At 58.1% G+C, this 17,710-nt stretch carries 20 protein-coding genes and 1 tRNA gene; 13 read left to right on the forward strand and 8 right to left on the reverse strand.

The window, feature by feature from the left end:
* Nucleotides 1–3 precede the first annotated feature (3 nt).
* The 3 genes from cyoE to M9827_RS16770 all read left to right on the forward strand — a co-directional run bounded on the left by cyoE (nt 4) and on the right by M9827_RS16770 (nt 2,104).
* Nucleotides 4–891: a heme o synthase gene (cyoE, locus tag M9827_RS16760; RefSeq protein WP_007916939.1), complete on the forward strand. Its 888-nt coding sequence runs from the start codon at nt 4–6 to the stop codon at nt 889–891.
* A 225-nt stretch (nt 892–1,116) separates the two neighbouring features.
* Complete coding sequence (locus M9827_RS16765; RefSeq protein ID WP_250606257.1) at nt 1,117–1,416, forward strand: hypothetical protein; 300 nt, start codon at nt 1,117–1,119, stop codon at nt 1,414–1,416.
* 196 nt (nt 1,417–1,612) lie between these two features.
* A complete protein-coding gene (locus tag M9827_RS16770) occupies nt 1,613–2,104 on the forward strand; it encodes a RidA family protein (protein ID WP_250606258.1) in 492 nt (163 codons plus the stop codon).
* Nucleotides 2,105–2,407: 303 nt separating this feature from the next.
* Here the strand turns inward: M9827_RS16770 and M9827_RS16775 are convergent, their stop codons facing one another.
* From M9827_RS16775 to M9827_RS16785, 3 genes are all read right to left on the reverse strand, one after another.
* A complete protein-coding gene (locus M9827_RS16775; RefSeq protein WP_250606259.1) occupies nt 2,408–3,109 on the reverse strand; it encodes a hypothetical protein in 702 nt (233 codons plus the stop codon).
* A gap of 133 nt (nt 3,110–3,242) precedes the next feature.
* Nucleotides 3,243–3,647 (reverse strand): GNAT family N-acetyltransferase, encoded by a 405-nt coding sequence (locus M9827_RS16780; RefSeq protein ID WP_250606260.1) that lies wholly within the window; start codon nt 3,645–3,647, stop codon nt 3,243–3,245.
* Between the two features lie 54 nt (nt 3,648–3,701).
* Nucleotides 3,702–4,607 carry a LysR family transcriptional regulator gene (locus M9827_RS16785; protein ID WP_250606261.1) on the reverse strand — a complete coding sequence of 302 codons (906 nt, stop codon included), beginning with the start codon at nt 4,605–4,607 and terminating at the stop codon, nt 3,702–3,704.
* A 102-nt stretch (nt 4,608–4,709) separates the two neighbouring features.
* On the opposite strand from M9827_RS16785, the gene M9827_RS16790 reads away from it, so the two are divergent.
* Nucleotides 4,710–5,882, forward strand: a complete 1,173-nt coding sequence (locus tag M9827_RS16790) for an aspartate aminotransferase family protein (protein ID WP_250606262.1) — start codon at nt 4,710–4,712, stop codon at nt 5,880–5,882.
* A 122-nt stretch (nt 5,883–6,004) separates the two neighbouring features.
* Here the strand turns inward: M9827_RS16790 and M9827_RS16795 are convergent, their stop codons facing one another.
* The 3 genes from M9827_RS16795 to M9827_RS16805 all read right to left on the reverse strand — a co-directional run bounded on the left by M9827_RS16795 (nt 6,005) and on the right by M9827_RS16805 (nt 9,313).
* A complete protein-coding gene (locus tag M9827_RS16795; RefSeq protein ID WP_250606263.1) occupies nt 6,005–7,924 on the reverse strand; it encodes an alkaline phosphatase D family protein in 1,920 nt (639 codons plus the stop codon).
* Nucleotides 7,925–7,995: 71 nt separating this feature from the next.
* Complete coding sequence (locus M9827_RS16800; protein ID WP_250606264.1) at nt 7,996–8,739, reverse strand: hypothetical protein; 744 nt, start codon at nt 8,737–8,739, stop codon at nt 7,996–7,998.
* Nucleotides 8,740–8,854: 115 nt separating this feature from the next.
* Nucleotides 8,855–9,313 carry a hypothetical protein gene (locus tag M9827_RS16805; protein ID WP_250606265.1) on the reverse strand — a complete coding sequence of 153 codons (459 nt, stop codon included), beginning with the start codon at nt 9,311–9,313 and terminating at the stop codon, nt 8,855–8,857.
* A 25-nt stretch (nt 9,314–9,338) separates the two neighbouring features.
* Between M9827_RS16805 and M9827_RS16810 the strand changes: the two genes are divergently transcribed.
* Together M9827_RS16810 and M9827_RS16815 are read left to right on the forward strand one after the other, a co-directional pair.
* Nucleotides 9,339–10,085: a hypothetical protein gene (locus tag M9827_RS16810; RefSeq protein ID WP_250606266.1), complete on the forward strand. Its 747-nt coding sequence runs from the start codon at nt 9,339–9,341 to the stop codon at nt 10,083–10,085.
* 45 nt (nt 10,086–10,130) lie between these two features.
* On the forward strand, nt 10,131–10,499 hold the full coding sequence (locus tag M9827_RS16815; protein WP_034156100.1) for a PH domain-containing protein: 369 nt from the start codon (nt 10,131–10,133) through the stop codon (nt 10,497–10,499).
* 12 nt (nt 10,500–10,511) lie between these two features.
* Here M9827_RS16815 and M9827_RS16820 read toward each other — a convergent pair whose 3' ends face one another.
* Nucleotides 10,512–10,841 (reverse strand): hypothetical protein, encoded by a 330-nt coding sequence (locus M9827_RS16820; RefSeq protein ID WP_064392109.1) that lies wholly within the window; start codon nt 10,839–10,841, stop codon nt 10,512–10,514.
* Nucleotides 10,842–11,108: 267 nt separating this feature from the next.
* Between M9827_RS16820 and M9827_RS16825 the strand changes: the two genes are divergently transcribed.
* Both M9827_RS16825 and M9827_RS16830 read left to right on the forward strand, forming a co-directional pair.
* Nucleotides 11,109–11,369 carry a DUF6429 family protein gene (locus tag M9827_RS16825; RefSeq protein WP_250606267.1) on the forward strand — a complete coding sequence of 87 codons (261 nt, stop codon included), beginning with the start codon at nt 11,109–11,111 and terminating at the stop codon, nt 11,367–11,369.
* A gap of 74 nt (nt 11,370–11,443) precedes the next feature.
* Nucleotides 11,444–11,800 carry a DUF7079 family protein gene (locus M9827_RS16830; protein WP_250606268.1) on the forward strand — a complete coding sequence of 119 codons (357 nt, stop codon included), beginning with the start codon at nt 11,444–11,446 and terminating at the stop codon, nt 11,798–11,800.
* Between the two features lie 165 nt (nt 11,801–11,965).
* Here M9827_RS16830 and M9827_RS16835 read toward each other — a convergent pair.
* Nucleotides 11,966–12,050: transfer RNA gene (locus tag M9827_RS16835), tRNA-Leu, on the reverse strand.
* Between the two features lie 107 nt (nt 12,051–12,157).
* Between M9827_RS16835 and queA the strand changes: the two genes are divergently transcribed.
* The 5 genes from queA to secF all read left to right on the forward strand — a co-directional run bounded on the left by queA (nt 12,158) and on the right by secF (nt 17,591).
* On the forward strand, nt 12,158–13,222 hold the full coding sequence (gene queA, locus M9827_RS16840; RefSeq protein WP_250606269.1) for a tRNA preQ1(34) S-adenosylmethionine ribosyltransferase-isomerase QueA: 1,065 nt from the start codon (nt 12,158–12,160) through the stop codon (nt 13,220–13,222).
* A gap of 14 nt (nt 13,223–13,236) precedes the next feature.
* The gene (gene tgt / locus M9827_RS16845; protein WP_162130185.1) at nt 13,237–14,352 is read left to right on the forward strand and encodes a tRNA guanosine(34) transglycosylase Tgt; all 1,116 of its coding nucleotides are present in this window, start codon (nt 13,237–13,239) and stop codon (nt 14,350–14,352) included.
* Nucleotides 14,353–14,395: 43 nt separating this feature from the next.
* Nucleotides 14,396–14,734, forward strand: a complete 339-nt coding sequence (gene yajC, locus M9827_RS16850) for a preprotein translocase subunit YajC (protein WP_007916913.1) — start codon at nt 14,396–14,398, stop codon at nt 14,732–14,734.
* A 64-nt stretch (nt 14,735–14,798) separates the two neighbouring features.
* Nucleotides 14,799–16,667, forward strand: coding sequence for a protein translocase subunit SecD (secD, locus tag M9827_RS16855; protein ID WP_123453936.1), 1,869 nt, complete (start codon nt 14,799–14,801; stop codon nt 16,665–16,667).
* Nucleotides 16,668–16,676: 9 nt separating this feature from the next.
* Entirely contained in the window at nt 16,677–17,591 is a 915-nt protein-coding gene (gene secF / locus M9827_RS16860; RefSeq protein WP_250606270.1) for a protein translocase subunit SecF, read from the forward strand.
* The last annotated feature ends 119 nt before the right edge of the window (nt 17,592–17,710 follow it).

Here is a 17,710-nt window from a genome sequence, read left to right on the forward strand (position 1 = left end):
CCGATGTCGCTCAAGCACTTTATCCAAATCACCAAACCGGGGATCATTTTCGGTAACGTGCTTTCTGTGGCAGGCGGGTTTTTCCTGGCCTCGAAAGGGCATGTGGATCTGGCGGTGTTTCTGGCTGCCATGATCGGTACATCCCTGGTTGTTGCCTCCGGTTGCGTGTTCAACAACTGCATCGACCGCGACATCGACCTGAAGATGGAACGCACTAAAAACCGGGTGCTGGTGCAGGGCTTGATCTCCCTGAAACTGGCCCTGGTCTATGCGACCATCCTTGGTGTTCTCGGCGTTGCGTTGTTGTACAAGGTGGCCAATCCGTTGGCCGCGCTGTTCGCGGTCATCGGCTTCATCATCTACGTCGGCTTCTACAGCCTGTACCTCAAGCGCAAGTCGGTTCACGGCACGCTGGTGGGCAGTCTGTCGGGCGCCATGCCGCCAGTGATCGGTTACGTCGCCGTCACCAACAGCTTCGACATGGCCGCGCTGACGTTGCTGGTGATGTTCAGCCTGTGGCAGATGCCGCATTCCTACGCCATCGCGATCTTCCGCTTCAACGATTACCTGGCCGCATCGATTCCGGTGCTGCCAGTGAAGCGCGGGATTCAAGTGGCCAAGAAGCACATCCTGCTCTACATCCTGGCGTTCCTCGTAGCGACCTTGATGCTGACCTTCAGCGGTTACGCTGGCATGAGCTACCTCGCAGTGGCTGCGGCCATGGGCATGTACTGGTTGTACATGGCCTGGACCGGCTACAAGGCAGTGGATGACACGGTCTGGGCACGCAAGCTGTTCGTGTTCTCGATCTTCACCATCACTGCATTGAGCGTCATGATGTCCCTGGACTTCAAGGTGCCTGCAGAGTTGCTGCTGACGTACGCGCCGTAAGGCTCAAAGGCTTGAAGAAAAACCCCGCACATCGAGAGATGTGCGGGGTTTTTTTGTGATTATGGAAATCGAAGTGATTCTGTGGATGGCATAGGCAATAGACTGAATGAGCATGAAAAAAAGAATTTAGAAGCGAATTCGCCTAAAAAACTGTCATTTTTTACAGGTGAATAATAGGGCGACTAGAAGGAAGCTATGACCTTGTTTTCTTAAGGAGCAACAATCATGGTTTATGCGCAGAGTTCATTTTCAAACGTAAAAATTGACGAAGAAATAGTGCTCATCGAAAAAGAGGGAGGTGCGCAGCGGCAAGGGATATTCAAAGGGGCTACGACGGATGGGGTAACAATCTATTGGACCACCTACGATAAGGAGTTCACCCTGAGTTATTCGAAGATGGGCGGGGTACTCGTCAAGGGAGGAGATAAGATTGTGAGGAGCAGGCTGAATGAGAATGGGACTGTCACTGCTCCACCGTCCTTGAATAACAACCCTTATTCAATCACCAATCTGAAGGGTCAATAGCCGCTCAACCTTATCGATCATCACGAAGCCCTGTATTTCAAAAGATAATAGGGCTTTTTAGTTTTCGCCGTTGCTTGCTCTGTATAAATCCCCTAGATTTGGATCCAACCATGCCAGTGATAGCGCCATGCCACTGGCCGCTGTTTGGCTGTCTTGACCTGCGGTTCTTCATGCACTGATCAAAAGGCTGGGCGAAATGACTGAGAGGAAGACCTGCGACGAGCGTTTTATTGCCCTGGCCCAAGAGCTTAACTACGACATTTATGGTGAGAACACCGCTGGTGGCAATTACGCGCCGCTGATCCGTCATCACGATGAGTTGTACATCAGCGGCATGGTGCCGCGCACTAACGGCAAGATTCAGTACCCGGGTCGCGTCGGGCTGGAACTGAACCTCAAGGATGCGCAAGCCGCCGCCAGCATCAGTGCAATGCGTTGCCTGGCGTTGATCGTCGACGCGGTGGGTTCGCTGGACAAGATCAAGGCGTTGTTGCGGGTCACTGTTTACGTGAAGTCGACGCCGGACTTCGTTGACCTTAGCGAAGTGGCCAACGGCGCGTCGGACGTGTTCAGCCATGTGCTCGGCGATGCCGGCCGGCACACGCGCAGCACGGTCGGTGTGTATCAGTTGCCGAAGAACGCGGCGATTGAAGTGGACATGATTGTAGCGTTGCATCCTTCGGCTTGAGAGTAACTTCTCGGCTTGCCCTCACCCTAGCCCTCTCCCAGAGGGTGAGGGGACTGACGGAGGTGTCTCCCGCTATACATCGACCTGAGAGACCGAGGCGATTGTGGATTCGACACTGCACTTTCATTTCGGTGTATCTCTTGAATATCTCCCGATCGGCTCCCTCTCCCTCGGGAGAGGGCTGGGCGGGCGACGTTCCGATGAGGGGCGAGGATTTTCGCCTCCTCACGAATCCCAAGCCGGACAGCAAAAAGCCCCGCACTGAATCCCAGTGCGGGGCTTTTTCGTACAGCAGCTGCGCTATTACTGCGCGGCGATGCTATAGCCATCAAACGCGGTCTGCTGTTGCAGCGCGGTGATGATGTTCTTGCGGTTTACCGCCTGCTCGGTGCCGGCGTTGTCGAGGAACGTTTCGCTCTCCAGCTCCGCTTCTTCGCCTTCACCGACGAAGGTGAAACCGAGGAACTCCAGCGCTGCACGGTCAACGTTCAGGCGCGAGCGCGGTGTGCGCAGCGGCAGGGTTACGCTGATGCCGTCCTTGCTGATGGTAAAGATCTCGACTTCTTTCTTCTTCGCCGCTTTGCTCTTGCCGCCGCTCGGGTTGCTGATCGCTTGGTGGGTCTGGTTCAGCACTTTGAGGGCCAGACCATAAACGATTTCCTGGAACGCCGGATCGTCCTTGAAACTGGACAGGATACGGCCGATCGAGAACTTGCTGCTCAGGTCTTCAAGGGCGGCGAGGTCAGCGGCTTCGGCGTCTTTCAGGGCTTTGAGCTGGCCCATCAGTTCGTAGGCCTTGTCGTCATCGAAGCTGTCGTGAGCCTGACGGATCGCCGCGCGCAGTTCGCGGATCTGGTCGCTCTCGCGGGTCGACTGGAATGCGTCCAGGACCATCTCGCTGATGATTTTGGCTTGCGGCAGGTGTTGTGAAAGATTGATGGAGTTTTCGTATTCCGCTTTGGACGATTCGGTGACTACGGATTCAGCGGTGTTGAAATCGGACATTGAAATTTCACTACTTTTTAACTTGAGTGGAGATGAGAAAGCCGCGGGCTTTTTCAGGCCGACTAATTTAGGGGAGCGGGGCGGCGTTGTCACGGAGCAACGGTCTGCCGGTCGAGTTTTTTGCCGGCGTGTACTATTTCCGGCGCGGGCGTTCCATGGCAATCACCGAGGTCTCGAAACCCAGGCTGGCGAAAAAAGCCTCTGCGCCTTCGCGCCCGGCGCGCAGTACCCACGTGATATCCGCGTTGTCGCCCATGATGTGCTCAACCAGTGCGCGGCCAATCCCTTCACGCCGATGCTGGTCATCGACCACCACCATCGACAGGTAACCGTTGGACAAACCATCGGTGATCCCACGAGCGAAACCGATGATGCGCTCACCCTGAACGGCGACGGCCGTGCGCTGAGAGTGCTCGATCAACCGGGCGAAGTGTTCAGCTGAGCCGGTGCGATGGCCCCAGCCATGCTGCCCGAGAAACTGCCTCACCGATTCCGTTTCGGCGGGCTGTAAATTGCGTACGTTGAGTGTGTTGTTCATCTGCTGTTCGGGTCCTTGTCAGCGATTCTTCCGGGGAGGCTGGTGCAGGTGACGTCAGGATTTGCCCCATCGCTGCATGACAAACTCTACGAAACGACGCAGTTTCGGCAAGCGATAGCGATCCGGCGCGTAGAGGAGATGCATCGGTCGGCTGGGTGGCTGGTAATCGGCGATCACTTTCACCAGTCGGCCTTCGCGCAGGTCTTGTTCCACCAGCGCATCCGGCAACATCACGATGCCCATGCCGGTGCGGGCAGCCTGATGCAGCCCGGCGGAACTGTTGATCAGCATAGGCCCGCTGACGTCGACCATGATCTCCCCGTCGGGGCCGCTGAGGCGCCAACGCTTTTCCACCGATTGCCAGTCGTCACCGGCGGGATAGGCGAACGACAGGCAGTCGTGTTGTTGCAAGTCTTCCGGCGTTTTCGGCATGCCGCGCCGGGCGACGTATTGCGGCGACGCGCACGCGGTCAGGGTGTAGTCGATCAAGGGCCGGGCGATCAGGTTGGACTGCTCGAAATTGCCCAGCCGAAACGCGACATCGAGGCCGCTTTCCAGTAGATCGGGACGGCTGTTGGTCAACACCACATCGAGTTTGACCTGTGGATAAAGCAGTGAAAATTCACTCAGCGCAGGCGCCAGCCGTTCAACGCCGAACGTCAGCGGCGCGGTGAGGCGCAGCATGCCTCGGGGTTGATCGAGGGTCTGCTCGGCGAGGCGTTCGGAATCGGCGACCAATCCCAACACTTCCAGACAGCGCTGGTAATAAACACTGCCGAATTCAGTGAGTCGCTGACGGCGGGTCGTGCGTTGCAGCAGTTGCACGCCCAGCCGTCGTTCTAGCGCACGCAGATGATTGCCAACCATGGTCGTCGACATGTCGCACTGCAACGCGGCCGCCGTCATGCTCCCGGTTTCGACGACTTTGACGTACACGCTCATCGACTGGAACAGGTCCATTATCAAGCCCTGCTTTTAAATGAATGAAGTTTTGCCGAGTTTATCCAGTTTCGGTGGCTAACCATACTGCCAGCACACCGACCTTCACTGGAGTTTGAAGTCATGACCGCCGCCCTGATGAACACCTACCAACCGCTGGCCCTGAGTTTCACCAAAGGCCTCGGCACTCGCCTGTGGGACCAGGCCGGTCGCGAATATCTGGATGCGGTTGCCGGTGTCGCGGTGACCAACGTCGGCCACTCGCACCCGCGGATCGTTTCAGTGATCAGCGAGCAGGCGGGATTGCTTCTGCATACCTCTAATCTGTACAGCATCGACTGGCAGCAGCAACTGGCCAAGCGACTGACCAAGCTGTCGGGCATGGAGCGCGCGTTCTTCAATAATTCCGGTGCGGAAGCCAATGAAACGGCGCTGAAGCTTGCGCGTCTGTTCGGCTGGCGCAAAGGCATCGAGCAGCCGCTGGTGGTGGTCATGACCAACGCGTTCCATGGCCGCACACTCGGCACCTTGTCGGCCAGCGATGGCCCGGCGGTGCGCCTGGGTTTCAACGAATTGCCGGGGGATTTCCTCAAAGTGCCATTTGGTGATCTCGCTGCGCTGGAACAGGTGCAGCAAAAGCACGGCGAGCGCATCGTGGCGATTCTGATCGAGCCGATTCAGGGCGAAAGCGGTGTACAGATCGCGCCGCCCGGTTACCTGAAAGCCCTGCGCGAACTGTGCAATCGCCACGCGTGGCTATTGATGTTCGATGAAATCCAGACTGGTATTGGCCGCACCGGGCGTTGGTTTGCGTTTCAACATGAAGGCATTGTCCCGGATGTCATGACCCTGGCAAAAGGGCTGGGCAACGGCGTGCCGATCGGCGCGTGCCTGGCGCGGGGGCGGGCGGCAGATCTGTTCACCCCCGGCAGTCACGGCAGCACCTTCGGCGGCAATCCTCTCGCGTGCCGGGTCGCTTGCACGGTGCTGGATATCATCGAAGAACAGGGCCTGCTGGAAAATGCCCGGATTCAGGGTGAACGCCTTTTGACTCGTCTGCGTGCAGAGCTGGCGGACAATCCCAATGTGCTGGCGATTCGCGGGCAGGGCTTGATGATCGGTATCGAGCTGAAACAACCGGTACGTGATCTGACCCTGATCGCCGCGCGGGATCATGGACTGTTGATCAACGTCACGCGTGGCAAGACGATACGGCTGCTGCCACCGTTGACGATTGATGAGCGTGAGGTGGAGATGATTGTCAGAGGTGTGGGGCGAGCACTGATCGCGCATTGATGGCTTGCAGGTAGCACTGTGGGAGCGAGCCTGCTCGCGAAGGTGAACTGTCGGTCGACATCTCTGCTGGATGATCGACCGCTTTCGCGAGCAGGCTCGCTCCCACATTTTCGGTGTAGGCCTCAGTCCGGATAATCCGCCAGATCCGGCGCCAGCATCCGTGTCTTCGCCTTGCCATTCGAATTGTGCTGAATAATCTCGCGCGGCTGCCCCTGCTCATTGAAAAACACCTGACCGATGCCCGCCGAATTCCATAGGCGTTCGCCAGCCTCGGCATGTTCTGGCGTGTACGGCACGATGCGCATGCGGCGGCGTTTGGTGAACCAGTTCAGCGGTGAGCGTGGCGAATAGAGCCAGCGGTTGAGGCGGTCGAACCATTCCAGCAGGGTTTTCGGAAACTCGTTTTTGATCCCGCTGCTGGTGATCTGCCAGATCCGCGGCCCGGCCTTGCGGTGGCGGATGAGCACTTCGTAGACGAAGGAGTAATGCACATCGCCGGACAGCACCACGTAGTTCCCCGGCGTGCGCGAGTGGCGGAAAATATTCAGGATCACTTGCGCGGCACCGCGATGGGCCATCCAGTTTTCCGCGTCGACCAGCAGCGGATAACCGCACCAACTGAAAACCTTCTGCACGGTTTCAATCAGCTTCACGCCGAAGATCGGCGCCGGAGAAACGATGATCGCTGACGGGTGATCGAGCAGTTCCTGTTGCAGTTCGCTCAGCGCCTCCCAATCGAGCAGGCCCGACGGTTGTTTGAGCGCCATCTCACTGCGCCAGCGTCGGGTGCGGGTGTCGATGACCACCAGCGCCGGGCTGGTCGGCAGGACGAAATGCCATTGCTGAAAGCGCAGCAAATCATCGATCAGAGCATCTTGCACCGGGCTGTCGAGATACTGATCATCACCGCTGGCGCTCAGCCCCAGTGTTTTCTCCAAGACATCCTTGAACGCATCGGGATTATTGCCCCAGCCCTGACACAACATGTAGGCGATCAGCGCGTTGCCGATGATGCGTTTGGAGAACGGATGGCCGTAGGCCGTTTCCTCCCATTGCGCGGACAGGTTCCAGTCATCGGTGATGTCGTGATCGTCAAAAATCATCAGGCTCGGCAGATGCGCCAACGCGCGGGCGACCTTGTCCAATCCAGCCTTGAAGGCATCGATGCGAGTCTGTTCGAGGGTGTAGCGCTTGAGGCGTTCGGGCGTCAGTTCGGGCGCTTGCGGATCGATCAGCGACCAGGCCGTCGGCGACCACACCAGCAGGTACATCGCCATGACTTCGGCGAAGGTCACCAGGTGATTGTCAGCGCTGCTGCTGGTGAAAATCGGCTTACGCGCACCGCCGAAAAAACGCTCGCGCAAGGTCTCGTTGCTCTCCAGCGCCGGTAACAAATCCGCACGGTGGTAGTAACTGGCCGGGTGTTCGTAGAGCTTGGCGCTGTCGCTGACCACGGCGCCTTCGAGGTGTTCGTCGAACAGGCCGAGCCGTTCGATCAAGGCATGAATCGCCCGCAACATCGGGCCGGCGACATCGTCGGCGTAGACCTGATCACCGCTCATCATCAACAGCGCCGGCCGTTGTTGCGCATCGGTTTCCGTTGCCAGCAGTTGATCGACGCACAGCAAACCATCCGTCGCCGGGTGATGCGGTTTGCGGCAGGAGCCGTGCAACAGTTGATCGATCCGCGAGCGCAAGACGAAGTTCGGGCTGGTTGCATCGCCGTATAGCAGATGCGCCGCCCAGTCGGCGATGCCCTCTGCATTGTCGATCAGCAGGTCATAGTCGATACGTGTGTCGCAGGGCAGGGCGCTATCGAGAGCAACATCGATGAGATGAACAAAGGCCTCGCGGCCTACTGGAATGACCGTGCATTTCCCGGCGTCGAGAGGAATGTCTCCTACACCTTGCAGGCGCAAGGTCAGCGCCAGTGGCCGTGTGCCGACCAGCCACATGACCACGCGCGTTGGCTCCAGCCGTCGCATCAGCGGGCCGGCCAGGACAGGAGGCAGCGGGATCAGGTCAGCGGGTGTCGAAAACATCGAGGGCAAAGCTCAAGGCGCACAGGCCGGCGATGATAGCGCAGCCGGCGCCTTGATCCCTTAAATGAGGCTTAAGAGGCGGCTTTTTCCAGTTTCAGCGCCAACAAACGCCATTGCGCCGGTAGCGCGTCAGTTCGCGGCTGTTCTTGCACGGAGCAATCGAAACGGTAGGTGACATCGTCGCCGTTCATGTTGCGCGCGGTGACGGTGTTGTTGAAGGTGTAGACCTGGTCCTTGAAGCGGTGGCTGACCAGCGCTTTGCTGTCAGCAAAGCGCGCCGACCCGGGAAAGCGCAACGTGCTGGTCACAAACGGGCTGCACATGACATACGCGATCATCGATTTGTCGGCCTGCGCGTCGCCGCGCAACTTCTTGTTCAGCGCTGCCAGGGCCATGCGCCCCTGATAGTCGCTTTGATCCAGCACGGTCTGTAAGCCGATTGATTTCGGCGCCCGGCCGGCGTAGTTCGGCAGCAATGCGGAGTCGGCGGGAGAGGGCTTGTCGTCCGGCTCGATGGCAGCAAAAGCCGGCGCATCCTTCAGTTCGGCAGCGGGTGTAACGGCCTCGGCTTCAGGCAATAGCGAGGTCGGCTCGATGACTTGCGCCTGCGTGTTTTCGGTCTGCGCCGCTTGGTCATCATGCGCCGAAGGAAACAACGACAACGTGATCGACAGCACTACCATCGCGACAATGAACCCACCCGCTGCGCCAACGATGTTGCCGTAGAAGATATTCCAGCTGCCACGGTTCTTGACCACCCAGCGCCACATGAACCCCCACACCGCGACAAACGCCAGAAAACGCAGAAACTCCATTTGATCCTTTCCTTAAACCTTCAAAACCTGAAATCAACGCACGCCCAAGGTGAACGCTGACGATGGGCGGCAAGATAACAAAACAGACGGGTAATGCCAGTGACGATAGCGGCGCTCAGTGGAAATTGTGCGCGAAAAACGCCAGCGTCGTCACACCCGCAGCCAAGCCACAGATGCCAGCGAAAAGTTGCCGTGCCAACGGATGCTCTGGCCGAGGACGCCTGACCAGCCACATCCAGACGCCCGCCAACACACCGAACGTGGTGATCATTTGCAACACGCTACTGGCCAGGTTTTCCGGTGAAGGAGGCACGTGCGAAGGGAAAAGGCCCGAACAGACCACAGAAAAAATCATCGCGACGATGAAGCCGCTGGCGGCACCCGCCAGGTTGGCGAGGATCAGGTTCCAGGCACCACGGGTCTGCACGACCCAAGCCCAAACGGCTGCCCAGACGAAAAAGTACAACACGGCCATCAAGGTGTTTCTCCCTCTGAAAATTGACTCCATCAAGGCCCTGGCGACCTCGTTACTGGCAGTGGACGGCAAGATAGCAAAATAGTAGCGTCGCGCCACTGCCCATCTCCGTAACGGACTACCTATGCCAGTCAATACCCATTGTTTGCGCCTGCTCTGCGCAATCACACTCGCCGCTGCAATGACCCCGGCATTCGCCGCCGTGCAAGAACACCCGGAAAACAGCTGGAAGTATTACGCCGGCAACTGCCAGCGCGTGCTGGAGAAAATGGCCGATGTGCAAAGCGGTCGAACCACGGCTTATGACGTGATGTTTGCACTGGAAAGCAACCTGCGGACGATGAATGAACACCGTTCCAACCTGACGCCCAATCATCTGGGCTCGCGAGAATTCGCCGAATGCGAAAACTTCGCAGGCCAGGCTGAAGCAATGATCGCCCAAGGCAAAGCCGAGTTCGCCGCGAAAATGCAAGGTGCTGCGGAGGAAGGCCGCATCGCCCACCAGAACTCCCCCGAATACCAACGCGCCCGCGCCCTCGGCTACAGCGACGTCGGTGACATCTCCTTCCTGAAACTGCACGAAGACACCGACGGCGAAGCACGCCTGAAGACCATGCTGATCACCGTCGACGAAATCTGCGGCCAATACTTCCGCGCCACGCAATACGTGAAGCCGTATGTGATCTATACCGTCAGTCCTTCGGACGGCGGATGCGGCGAAGTGAAACGCGTCGCGGTGGTTGGCGGCCGATCGGTGGAGAAGGGTGATTACATTGATGAGAAGGGCGAGTTTCAGTATCTGGGCTGGAAAAAGCTTGTTGGCGCTGATGGGTTCCCAACCGATATCCGCGTGCTGAAAGCCCGTCGTTGAACCAAAGAAATACCGGGATGTTTTCTTGAATATGAGGATGGACAGATGATCGACTTCAACAACAAAGGCTTCTTCAAACTCAAGCAAAACGATGAGTACGCCGAACGCGTAAGCGCGCTGTTGCTCGACGGCGAGGAAGTGATCGACTCTTACAAGGCCATGCGTGACGGCGTGGTGTTTACCAACAAACGCATCATCGCCGTCAACGTTCAGGGTATTACCGGCAGCAAGAAGGATTTCACGTCCCTGCCGTACAAGAACATCGTCGCCTACTCCGTGGAAACCTCGGGCACCTTCGATCTTGACTCGGAGCTGGAGATTTACTTCTCGTCACTGGGGAAAGTGAAGTTCGAGTTCACCGGGAAGACGTCGATGGTGGAGATATCCAAGTACATTTCCAAGCATCTGCTCTAACGGCTCAGCCCATTACAAGATGTCTTTCAAATAGCCCTTGAGCGCGAGGAGCGGCTGATCCAGCTGCTCCAGCGAACGCGCCTCGCTGAACTCGGCGGACAATTTGTGTAGCTCGCGCCCCAGCGGTTTCTCGATACCGCCCAAGGCGTCCATCGCTAGGCCAAGGCATTCGTTCATCTTGAACTGAATAGTCTCGACATCCCCGCGCCGTACCAATAGTTCGAAAATGTCTTTCTGGTAATCACCCATGACCATGTCGTCCCGCAAAATCGGGCTCAGGCCTTCTTCCTCGTAAGCGAGTTTGAGGGAGAAAAGGGCGACTGTTTCCAGAGACGTTTCCATGGGGTGCCTTTAGCGACGTCCGTCAGTGTGAGAGTTGATGTCTGGAGGCAGCCACCGTTAGGTGCAAGATGCGCTGGGCTGCCTTCAGAGTGGCGGGATTATACGGAGCGGGATCAACAAGTGCAGCCCAAAGGCGAGGCCGGGCACACTGAAGCCGATCAATAACCTCCACGGGATTGAGCGGTATTTCCATCGGAGGCCGGTGAGTATTATGGTGTGCCTTCACACACTCGACGTTAACTGTTGGATACGAATGGAGTGACGACCATGGAATACGACGACAAACTGATGGAAGACGCCGTGCTTGCCCTGTTGGCAGCACTCAGCTCCGATAAAGGAAATGCCTGGAAAGGGTTCGACTTCGAGATCATGAACCGATTGCATGAGCAGGGTTTCATCAGTAACCCGGTGAACAGGAACAAGTCGGTCTGGTTGACGGAGGAGGGGCTGGAGCGGGGGCGGGCGATAGCGGCGCGGTTGTTTGGGGGAGGTGCCCAGGCTGAGACTGCAAACGACTCCGGCACCTGAGTCACTGCTAAGCCGACCGTAGTGGGAAGACTGGTCGCGGGCTCGCTAGATGAGGAACTTGAGGAGTTTTCCCATTGGGACATTTTCTGACTGAACCACAGCTGACAGACGTCAGAGCTGCACTGTCCGAACCTTTCAACCATTTTCCCACTGATTACGATTACATCGCACGCCAGCTCAAAGGCGTCGATCCAGCGGTGCTCTATGAGATTTTTTACTCAGAAGTAGCGCCAGTGTGCTTTACGAACATTGCAGCGGTCTTGCCTACTGTCTGGACAGGTTTTGACCCTGATTGGCTCAGGGCCGAGATAGAGGAAAGGCTCGCGGCGCGGCAGCGTAATTGGTCTCGTAGGCTGTTCGACAAATTGCTGGTTCGTTGGCTGAAATACAACTACGACTATATGTGGGAAGAGATCGCCAGCAGACTTTGATCTTGTGGATAGGGTTTGGAACTCTTCGCTTTTAGCTATCCATGCTTCGCCAGGTTTATCGCGCAGCCGGTCTCATCGCCGGTTAGCAGGTGCCCGTTGAGTGAAGAGAGGGACTTTACTGCAGACGAAAAAAAAGGCCTTGCTAAGCAAGACCTTTCTTAATTTTGGTGCCCCGAGGGAGACTCGAACTCCCACTCCTTTCGAAAACGGATTTTGAATCCGCCGCGTCTACCAATTCCGCCATCAGGGCTCAATGGCGGCGAAGTATAGAGATGAGATTACCGTCGGTCAATCAGGTACATAGAGAATTTTCGATATTTCCGCTAGACTTTCCGGCCCTGCTAGACGAACCCCATCATGCGCGTTGCTGACTTTACTTTCGAGCTCCCTGATTCGCTGATCGCCCGCCACCCTTTGGCCGAGCGTCGCGGTAGTCGCCTGCTGACCCTTGACGGGCCGAGCGGCGCCCTCGCACACCGTCAATTCACTGATTTGCTTGAGCATTTGCGCCCGGGCGATTTGATGGTGTTCAACAATACCCGGGTGATTCCGGCGCGGCTGTTCGGGCAGAAAGCCTCGGGCGGCAAGCTGGAAATCCTCGTTGAGCGGGTGCTCGATTCGCACCGCGTGCTGGCCCATGTGCGTTCCAGCAAGTCGCCGAAGCCGGGTTCGAAGATTCTCATCGACGGCGGTGGCGAAGCCGAGATGCTCGCGCGTCATGACGCGTTGTTCGAGCTGGGCTTTGATGAAGAAGTGTTGCCGCTGCTCGATCGCGTCGGGCACATGCCGTTGCCTCCTTATATAGACCGCCCGGACGAAGGCTCGGATCGCGAGCGTTATCAGACCGTGTACGCCGAGCGTCTGGGCGCGGTGGCGGCGCCGACCGCCGGGCTGCATTTCGATCAGTCGCTGATGGAGGCAATTGCCGCCAAGGGCGTCGAGACCGCGTTTGTCACGTTGCACGTGGGCGCGGGGACGTTCCAGCCGGTGCGCGTCGAGAAGCTTGAAGATCACCACATGCACACCGAGTGGCTGGAAGTCGGCCAGGACGTGGTCGATGCAGTCGCAGCGTGCCGTGCGCGCGGTGGTCGAGTGATTGCGGTCGGCACCACCAGTGTGCGTTCGCTGGAAAGTGCGGCGCGCGATGGTGTGCTCAAGCCGTTCAGCGGCGACACCGACATCTTTATCTACCCGGGCCGGCCGTTCCATGTGGTCGACGCCCTGGTGACCAATTTCCATTTGCCGGAATCCACGCTGCTGATGCTGGTTTCGGCGTTTGCCGGTTATCCCGAAACCATGGCGGCCTACAAGGCTGCCGTCGACAACGGTTACCGCTTTTTCAGCTACGGTGATGCCATGTTCATCACCCGCAATCCCGCACCGACTGCCCCTAAAGAAACCGGCCCAGAGGAAACAGAATGAGTCGCGAATGTCGAATGTCCTTTGAGCTCCTTGCTACCGATGGCAAGGCCCGTCGTGGTCGTCTGACCTTCCCGCGTGGCACCGTCGAGACCCCGGCGTTCATGCCGGTGGGCACCTACGGCACGGTCAAGGGCATGTTGCCGCGTGACATCGTTGCCACTGGCGCAGAAATCATTCTGGGCAACACCTTCCACCTGTGGCTGCGTCCTGGCACCCAAGTGATCAAGGAACACGGCGACCTGCACGATTTCATGCAGTGGAAAGGCCCGATCCTCACCGACTCCGGTGGTTTTCAGGTGTTCAGCCTCGGCGCGATGCGCAAGATCAAGGAGGAGGGCGTGACCTTCGCCTCTCCGGTCGACGGCGCCAAAGTGTTCATGGGCCCGGAAGAATCGATGCAGGTGCAGCGCGATCTCGGCTCTGACATCGTGATGATCTTCGACGAATGCACGCCATATCCGGCTGACGAAGACGTCGCGCGCGTATCGATGGAATTGTCGCTGCGCTGGGCTCAGCGTTCGAAAAATGCTCACGGTGACAACACCGCAGCGTTGTTCGGCATCGTGCAGGGCGGCATGCACCAGGATCTGCGCATGCGTTCGCTCGAAGGCCTCGACAAGATCGGCTTCGATGGCCTCGCTATCGGCGGTCTGTCGGTGGGCGAGCCGAAGCACGAGATGATCAAAGTTTTGGATTATCTGCCGGGCATGATGCCGGCTGACAAACCTCGTTACCTTATGGGCGTTGGCAAACCGGAAGATCTGGTTGAGGGTGTGCGCCGCGGTGTGGACATGTTCGATTGCGTGATGCCAACCCGTAATGCTCGCAATGGGCATCTGTTCATTGATACAGGCGTGCTGAAGATCCGTAACGCGTTCCATCGCCATGATGAATCGCCGCTGGATCCGACCTGCGATTGCTATACCTGCCAGAACTTCTCCCGCGCTTATCTGCATCACCTGGACAAGTGCGGCGAAATGCTGGGAAGCATGCTCAATACCATCCATAACTTGCGCCATTATCAGGTGCTGATGGCTGGTTTGCGCGAGGCTATTCAACAGGGTACATTGGCCGCCTTTGTCGATGCCTTCTACGCCAAACGCGGGCTCCCCGTTCCGCCTTTGGACTGAGTTTTCTGACCCCAAGATTCAACATTTGCAACTGGAGTGCTAAATGAGCTTTTTTATCTCTAACGCCATGGCTGACGCGGCTGCACCGGCTGCTGCCGGCCCAATGGGCGGCGGTTTCGAGTGGATTTTCCTGGTCGGCTTCCTGGTCATCTTCTACCTGATGATCTGGCGTCCACAGGCCAAGCGCGCCAAAGAGCAGAAGAACCTGCTGAGCAGCCTGCAGAAGGGCGACGAAGTGGTCACCACCGGCGGCATCGCTGGCAAGATCACCAAAGTGGCCGATGACTTCGTGGTTCTGGAAGTTTCCGACACCGTGGAAATGAAGTTCCAGAAAGGCGCCATCGCCGCCACGCTGCCAAAAGGCACGCTGAAAGCGATCTAAGGTTCCAACTTCTACTCAATCGACGGGGCGCGCAAGGCGCCCCGCGTTCATAACGGGCGGCGTGATGCTGAACAAATATCCTCTGTGGAAATACATTCTGATCCTGGCGGTGCTGGCGATCGGTCTGATTTATTCCGCTCCCAATCTATACCCCGATGACCCGGCCATTCAGATCAGCGGCGCCAGCACGGCCCTGCAGGTCAATCAGGCCGATCTTGATCGCGTAAGCACAGCGCTCAAAGAGTCCGGGATCAACGTCAAGGCAGCCACGCTGGCCGCCAACGGCAAGGGCGGTCTGATCCGTCTGAGCAAGGCTGAAGATCAGTTGCCGGCCAAAGACGTTGTGCGCAAGGCATTGGGTGATGACTACGTCGTCGCGCTGAACCTGGCACAGACCACCCCGCAATGGCTGCGCAATCTGGGCGCGCACCCGATGAAGCTGGGTCTGGATTTGTCCGGTGGTGTGCACTTCCTGCTGGAAGTGGACATGGACAAAGCCCTCGATGCACGCCTGAAAGTCTACGAAGGCGACGTCAAGAGCCTGCTGCGCAAAGAGAAGCTGCGCTATCGCAGTCTGCCGCAACTGGGCGGTGCCATTCAGTTGGGCTTCAGCGATGAAGACTCCCGCGAACAGGCCCGTGCACTGATCCGCAAGAACTTCAACGATTTCGACATTGTTCCGGCCGACCTCAACGGTCAACCGGTGCTGCGTCTGGCGATGACCCCGGCCAAGCTGGCGGAAATCCGTGAATACTCCATCAAGCAGAACTTGACCACGGTACGTAACCGCGTCAACGAGCTGGGTGTTGCCGAACCGATCGTTCAGCGTCAGGGCGCCAACCGCATCGTGGTTGAGCTGCCGGGCGTGCAGGACACTGCCGAAGCCAAGCGTATTCTCGGCAAGACGGCCAACCTTGAGTTCCGTCTGGCTGCAGAGCCTGGCGCTTCGAAAGCCACTTCCGAAACCTTCGAGTTCCGTGAAGGCAATCGTCCGCCAGCGCAGATCGAGCGTGGCCTGATCATCACCGGTGACCAGGTTACCGACGCCAAGGCCGGTTTCGGCGAGCACGGCACACCTGAAGTGAACATCCGTCTGGATGGTCACGGCGGCGAGCTGATGAGCCGCGCCACCCGTTCGAACGTCGGTCGCAGCATGGCGGTGATCTTCATCGAACAGCGTCCGGTCACCACTTACACCAAGCAAGTGGTTGATGGCGTCGAGAAAGACGTTGCCGTTCAAACGTTCAAAGAAGAGAAGAAGATCATCAGCCTGGCGACCATTCAGTCGCCGCTGGGTGCTCAGTTCCGCATCACTGGCCTGAACGGTCAGGGCGAATCGTCCGAACTGGCGCTGCTGCTGCGTGCCGGTGGTCTGGCTGCTCCGATGTACTTCGCTGAAGAGCGCACCATCGGCCCGAGCCTGGGTGCTGACAACATCACCAAAGGTATCGATGCGTCGCTGTGGGGCATGCTGTTCGTGTCGCTGTTCATCATCGCCATCTACCGCTTCTTCGGCATCATCGCCACCGTCGCACTGGCGGTGAACATGGTGTTGCTGCTGGCCCTGATGTCGCTGCTGGGGGCAACGCTGACCCTGCCGGGTATCGCCGGTATCGTGCTGACCATGGGTATGGCGGTCGACGCCAACGTGCTGATCTTCTCGCGGATCCGTGAAGAGATCGCCGCCGGCATGACCGTGCAGCGCGCAATCAACGAAGGCTTCGGCCGGGCATTCACCGCGATTCTCGACGCCAACCTGACCACGTTGTTGGTCGGCGGGATTCTCTTTGCCATGGGCACCGGCCCGGTCAAAGGTTTCGCGGTGACCATGTCCCTCGGGATCTTTACCTCGATGTTCACGGCCATCATGGTGACCCGCGCAATGGTCAACCTGATCTTCGGCGGACGTGACTTCAAGAAGTTGTGGATTTAAGGGGCTGCCATGTTACGTACAATCAACTTCATGGGCGTTCGCAACTTCGCGTTCGGCGTCACAGTGTTTCTCACGTTGCTGGCTATATTCAGTGTCGTGACCAAGGGTATGAACTGGGGTCTGGACTTCACCGGCGGTACGCTCATCGAGCTGACCTACGAGCGTCCGGCCGATGTCACCAAGGTGCGTGAAGAGCTGGTGACTTCGGGTTACCACGAAGCCATCGTGCAGAGCTTTGGTGCAACCACCGATCTGCTGGTGCGCATGCCGGGTGAAGACCCGCAGCTGGGCCATCAGGTCGCGGAGGCGCTGCAGAAGCTCGGCGGCGACAACCCGGCAACGGTCAAGCGTGTCGAGTTCGTCGGCCCGCAGGTCGGTGAAGAGCTGCGCGACCAGGGCGGCCTCGGCATGCTGCTGGCGCTCGGCGGCATCCTGATCTACCTGGCTTTCCGCTTTCAGTGGAAGTTCGCGGTCGGCGCCATCGTTTCGCTGATTCACGACGTGATCGTGACCATTGGTATCCTGTCGTTCTTCCAGATCACCTTCGATCTGACCGTACTGGCGGCGGTGCTGGCGATCATCGGTTACTCGCTGAACGACACCATCGTGGTATTCGACCGAGTTCGTGAGAACTTCCGTGTGCTGCGCAAGGCAACGCTGATCGAGAACATCAACATCTCGACCACGCAGACCCTGTTGCGCACCATGGCGACGTCGATCTCCACCTTGCTGGCGATCGCAGCGCTGCTGTTCTTCGGTGGCGATAACCTGTTCGGCTTCTCGATCGCGCTGTTTATTGGTGTTCTGGCGGGTACTTACTCGTCGATCTACATCGCTAACGTGGTGCTGATCTGGCTGAACCTGAGCACCGAGGATCTGATTCCTCCGGCGAACACCGAGAAGGAAGTCGACGACCGTCCATAACGGCCATCGTTTTCCCGGCTGTCAGCCCAAGAAAGGCGCGAGTTGAACTCGCGCCTTTTTTTATGCTCCAAGGCTGGGAGAAGCGCGGGCGCGTCCCGCATGTGATGGTCAGGAGGTTC

The sequence above is a fragment of the Pseudomonas sp. AKS31 genome (assembly GCF_023634765.1).
Taxonomy (GTDB): Bacteria; Pseudomonadota; Gammaproteobacteria; order Pseudomonadales; family Pseudomonadaceae; genus Aquipseudomonas.